Raw genomic sequence first — 5,598 nt, forward strand, 5'->3', positions numbered from 1 at the left:
GCGAGTATCAGCACGGCCGGCTGAAAATGATCCGCCATCTGGTGTTTGACGGCTGGGAGCTGATAGCGCAGCAGACGCAGGCGTTTACGCTGAATCTGGACAACCGGGTGGAACTGATGGCCGGGGAGGTGCAGACCCAGTATGCGGTCAGCGCCCCGACCGGCGAGCCGCTGGCGCTGTTCGACCCGACGGGTAAACGGGTGTGGCGACGGCCGAAGCAGTCTCTGTACGGGCTGCGGCTGGGCAGACACAGCGAGAACCCGCAACTGGACCCGGGCCTCCGATTCGCCGGGCAACTTTTTGATGAGGAATCAGGGCTTTGCTACAATCGGCACCGTTATTATTTGCCGGAAGGCTGTTGTTACCTGAGTGCCGACCCCTTGGGGTTAGCAGGAGGAGTAAATCCTTACAGTTACGTGCATAATCCGACGGGTTGGATCGATCCTCTGGGTCTTGCCGGGTGTTATAGTCAAAATAGAAAATATTGGCCAACAGACCCGATTACATTTAAAGGTAATAAGGTATATCAAAGAGATGATTTGTTTGATCCTCAACATATGTCGGCATGGAGAGATAAAGGAAAAGTGATTCGAGGAACTAATATTGAACGAATGGCATCAGGTAGGGCCCCTGTTGGGCATGATGGAAAAGCTGTAAACTTACATCATATGTTACAAACTCAAAACGGTCCTATTGCTGAAATGAGCCAAACATTCCATAAAGTTAATCACAAAGCAATTCATATAAATCCTAATACGATTCCTTCAGGAATAGATCGAGCTACATTTAATAAATGGCGAGAACAGTATTGGAGCAATAGAGCTGGAGATTTTAAATGAACAGAGATGAATTAATAGATTTATTCGCGGAACATCCCGATTTATTAAATATGGGAAGTGCAGATGATGCCCCCTCTTCTGAATGGATAAATAAAACAGAAAAAGCATTATCACTAACATTACCTGAGGATTATAAATGGTTTTTGAATAATTTTGGTGGTGGTGATATATGTGGTGATGAGATATATAGCATATATTGCATTCCGTTTGAGGAAGCTATTGGTGGTGATTTAGTATATCAAAATACAATAGCTAATAATTACCTTAATGAAGGAAAATTAGTTGTCTCAAATACAGACTTCGGAGAAGAATTTTATTTCAAAACAGATAATCTGGTCGAAATTTACGTATCATTAGGAACAGAAAATAAATTATATGCAAGCAATTTCATTGAGTTTTTGTATAAGCGATTGATGTCATATAAATAAATATGAAAGGCTGGAAGATCTCTGAGATCTTCCAGCCTTCTTAACATCTACCGTGGCGAATATCCACGGTAAGACAGCGCTGATTGGAGCAGCCCTATTGCGGCCTTAAAATGATGCCGATTATCATGTCAATGCAATCTGCGTTTTTGTGGGCAGTATGAAGACAGGGAAAGCGGTTTATTTTATAATCGGTACCGTTATTACGAGAGTGATACGGGCCAGTACTTATCGCCGGACCCGCTAAACTTAAGGGGTGGCGTAAGTCCTTATAGTTACGTGCATAATCCGGCAAACTGGATTGACCCTCTGGGATTAACAGAGTGTCCAGATATTGTATCTTATAGGGGAGATTCCAGAGAACCTGATGTCGTTTTCAAAGAAGGATTTCAGCCTCAGGGAATAAGCACAGACTTATACAGACATGCAAAAGATAATTACGACCCACCTAGTAATTTTATTAGCACTACAAAATCTCCTAATATGGCTGCTGAATACGGCTCGCAATTTTATACTGAGAATGGATATGTATATGCTATGAAAACGAAAAATGGCATAGATGTAAACGCCGTTTTAGGTAAAGATTCCCCATTCCCTAAAGAATTAGAAATTGCTGTGCCTGGCGGAGTTAGCCCTAAAAATATATTGGGTGCAACACCTGTTGATGCTTCTGGTAATTTTGCTAATTATAGTATCTTAAACCCGCAAAGGTATGGACCGAAATGAGCATAAAAAAAATAACAGTTAAAACAATAGAGAACGGTAATAAAGGGGAAGCCGAATTATATTTGCTTACCTCATCCAACTCTGAATGCCACATGAAGATTCTCATAAATGGAACTTGTCGAGTAGAAGTTAGTGACTTTGATTTTTTCTCTTGTTTTTCAAAAGCAAGGAAAGAGTTAAAAGATATAACCTTTCTTTGCAAAGGTGCAAAAAGGAATGTATATCCATCTAATATGTCAAGACAGATGTCTTTAGGCATGGTTGCCTATGAATGCACATTAGGCAAACAAGCCACACGTGAAGATATAGTCAAAACATTTGATTTCGATGATTTAAATTTAGTAACTGATCCAGATGAACAAAAAGAATTTCATTATGAATGGCTTAAATCATTTTAATTGAAGTAAATAATAAAAAGCCGGAAAGATCTCAGTGATCTTCCGGCCTTATGGATTACTCGTTCAGACAGCTAATCCACTCTCTACAATCGCTTTAGATATTACGATAATGATACGGCCAGTACTTATCGCCGGACCCTTTGAATCTTAGTGGTGGCATTAACCCGTACGGGTATGTCCATGATCCGGTCAATTAGATTGATCCTCTGGGGTTAGCGGGGTGCTCAACTAAACTGGGTAAAAACATGATGGAAGATATGGGATTGCCGCGCTCAACTTCATGGAAGGGACATGAAGCGCACCATGTCATCCCGAAACAGCTATCAGACCATCCTGCTTTGAAAAAAATTGGATATGATATTGATGATGCTAGTAATGGAATATTTTTGAGGCAGCCAGACCCCATCAAAGATAAAAAGGTTGCTACTACAATTAGCACAATGGCAAGACATCGAGGTAGCCATAATGGATATTCTGCCGCAGTTGAAAAAGCTCTAAATAAAATTGATTTAAACCAGCCTACTAATGTTGTAGCAAAACAAGTTGCTGACATACAAAATAAGGCTAAGAAAGCAATGATGAATGGCATGCCAATTAGGTCAAAAGATATTGCTAAGAATCCTGATATAGGCAAGCAAAGAGCTTTTGAATTGTGGGATAATATATTTAATAAATAGAGGTGTATATGATTGATATAAAAAAAGAATTTGTTATTGAACCAATGGCTTTTCTTTTGTCTGAAAAATTATTTTCAGGGGTTCTTAGCAATCAATCCAGTCGTTATTTAGAAATTCATGATCCTGAATTAGCACTCACTTTATCTTTTGAACAGTTATTACCCGATGGATATTTGGTATGGTTAGATCTCATTGAAAATTCTATAAGTAAATTTAGGTTAAGAAGTGAATTTAATGAAGCTAACGAATATTTAAATGATATAAGTAAAGAGTTTTCTGTTCATTATGATAAAATTTCAATCGCCTATCGAAAGAAAAAAATAAAAAAAGAAAACTCTGACTATGATGATTTTTATTTTGAAGTTTTAGATGAGGTATATTCTCAACTAAACATGTTATCTATTCAAAGGTATATATTAGGTGAACAAAAGGAATCAATCTTAGAGAAGATCTTTGAGATATATAAAGAAGGGTTGTATCCATGCGGAATGACTAAGGATAAAAAGATAGTCGCTTTTAATCCAATGATATTAAAAACTAGTTGATATAGAAAACATACTCTCATGAAAAAGCCGGAAAGATCCCCGTGATCTTTCCGACTTTGTTATTTTTATACTTAAAATAAATATTTTACAGAGTTGATCTTATATATTAAAAATATAACTTAAAATCATAAAAATATAAAACAAATAAGAAGATAAATAAAATAATAATACATAAAAATATAAGATTCATATTAAATATATAATCAATATTTTATTCTGCTTTCTCTCTAAAACAGTAAAAAACCGGAATCACTTCCGGCTGGCTTCTTTCTTACCGTGGTGAATGCCACGCCGACGGGTTAGTGCAATGGCAAGACACCAAGGTAATCATCACGGATATACTGATGCAATACTCTGGATAAAATAAATTTACATCAATCAATTAATACCATATCGAAACAAGTGACTCACATACAAAATTATAACTAAAAAAGATATACAGAATGGATATATTATTAGATCCAAAGATAGGTATAACACTAACATTCAGGGGAAAGACGTAAATTAAAAAGTAAGACAAAGCACCTTTGATCTCTGGAGTAAAATTTTAGGATAATTTAATCTGGGTGAGATAATAAATTTTTATATGGAACCCGTTGAATTCTTTAAAAGTTCGGATTTTTTATCCGGTTCTATTGGAGAATTTAATGAATATGAAATTATTGATAATAAAGATATGGCATTAAAGCTTCTTTTCGATCAAGACATACCATGTAACTATATGGTTTGGAGTGATTTTTTTCTGATCTGGTATCCGAGTTTTATCTTCATGAGGATTATAAAAAAGCAGAAAAGGATATCCTTGACAGAATAAAAATATCTACCCAGGATCAAGTTAAAGAAAACATTAGAAAAAGAAAACTATATCTTACAAGAAAGAAACAAGGGTTAGTTGATAACATAGAATACGATAACTTTCTAAATGAAGTAAATGACGAATGTAATTACATGTTAAATATGATAAGCATTTATCGATATTTATTTTCTTTTAATCAAGACTCTAAATTAGAAGAAATATTTTCTATATTTAAAAAAGGAGTTATGCCGTGCGGTATAAAAAAAGATAAAAAGACATTAGTTATTTTCAATCCTATTCTTTTGAAGAATAGTTAATAAAATTATAAATGAACTGCCCTCAAAAACTAGATTCAACATTTAATGACTAGATTTAGAGAAGCAGTTCACTATTAAATCAATTCAAATAGAAACCAGAGGAAAAGATGGTAAGTGGAAAAAATGTCCGAAACCATAAAATGAATATTTATAATATATTCTCGTACAAACTAGAAAACTTTCTTAATGTCAGATCCTGCAAGAAAGAGTTTGATGATCTCTTCTATATAGAAGATGTTTTTTCGCTGGCATGACCTTGTATCATTGAAAAAATTGAAGAAAAAATTTATTGAGAAAGGGTTCAATGAGGTGGAATATGAATCGATCATATTAATATTTTCCAAATTAGCCTATCTGTTTCAAATTAATAATAGAGAAAGAATGAATCAGGATTTATTTATATTTTATTATGTCCTGCAATTAGCTTGTTGTAATGGCGATCATGACCATAGTATAGATGATGAAACAAAAAATTTTATGTTTCGTTTTCTTCTTTTTGAATTAAGCATGGATTATGACTCATATACGAGATTTAAAATTGAGGGGGATGATATATTCTTTTATTCTCATGATGGGGAAAAAACCAAACTTTCCAGTATGATAAATCTCATATATGACACTTTGCAGGAGGAAGAAAATAAAAAGTTAAACTTACTTCTTTTGATTAAAGAATTTCAATTAGATGTAATTGATTTACTGACAAAACCAAGAGATATAGAAGAGGTTGTAAAGTTAAATGATTATAACTCTTGGATTCACATAATAAGTGCAACATCGTTAATCCGGAAGTAAACATGTTCGTATTCCTTTAAATAATTCATTCGGGGTTTTCCCTCCCCGGGTTTTTCGGGGGCGATTATTTAATCGGTTTACCA

General features: G+C 35.0%; 6 protein-coding genes and 2 pseudogenes. All 8 read left to right on the forward strand.

All coding sequences use genetic code 11. The annotated features are described in order from the left end of the window. On the forward strand, window positions 1-839 hold an 839-nt coding region (locus tag EAE91_RS24405; RefSeq protein ID WP_280520306.1), incomplete at its 5' end, for an HNH/ENDO VII family nuclease. Continuing rightward, window positions 836-1,267 carry an SMI1/KNR4 family protein gene (locus tag EAE91_RS22795; RefSeq protein WP_214090454.1) on the forward strand — a complete coding sequence of 144 codons (432 nt, stop codon included), beginning with the start codon at window positions 836-838 and terminating at the stop codon, window positions 1,265-1,267. The genes EAE91_RS24405 and EAE91_RS22795, both read left to right, overlap by 4 nt. Window positions 1,268-1,399: 132 nt before the next feature. Continuing rightward, window positions 1,400-1,594: pseudogene (locus EAE91_RS25130) on the forward strand (RHS repeat-associated core domain-containing protein); the annotation flags it as partial. Between the two features lie 3 nt (window positions 1,595-1,597). After that, a complete protein-coding gene (locus tag EAE91_RS24410; RefSeq protein ID WP_422615667.1) occupies window positions 1,598-1,990 on the forward strand; it encodes a scabin-related ADP-ribosyltransferase in 393 nt (130 codons plus the stop codon). Then, complete coding sequence (locus tag EAE91_RS24415; RefSeq protein WP_244869002.1) at window positions 1,987-2,388, forward strand: hypothetical protein; 402 nt, start codon at window positions 1,987-1,989, stop codon at window positions 2,386-2,388. Before EAE91_RS24410 ends, EAE91_RS24415 begins: the two co-directional genes overlap by 4 nt. Window positions 2,389-2,472: 84 nt before the next feature. Beyond that, window positions 2,473-3,065 (forward strand): annotated as a pseudogene (locus EAE91_RS22810) (AHH domain-containing protein); the annotation flags it as partial. Window positions 3,066-3,073: 8 nt separating this feature from the next. Next, complete coding sequence (locus EAE91_RS22815; RefSeq protein ID WP_214090456.1) at window positions 3,074-3,610, forward strand: hypothetical protein; 537 nt, start codon at window positions 3,074-3,076, stop codon at window positions 3,608-3,610. A 1,494-nt stretch (window positions 3,611-5,104) separates the two neighbouring features. Continuing rightward, entirely contained in the window at window positions 5,105-5,515 is a 411-nt protein-coding gene (locus tag EAE91_RS22820; protein ID WP_214090457.1) for a hypothetical protein, read from the forward strand. Window positions 5,516-5,598 lie beyond the last annotated feature (83 nt).

The organism is Photorhabdus noenieputensis, from assembly GCF_018448935.1.
Taxonomy (GTDB): domain Bacteria; phylum Pseudomonadota; class Gammaproteobacteria; order Enterobacterales; family Enterobacteriaceae; genus Photorhabdus; species Photorhabdus noenieputensis.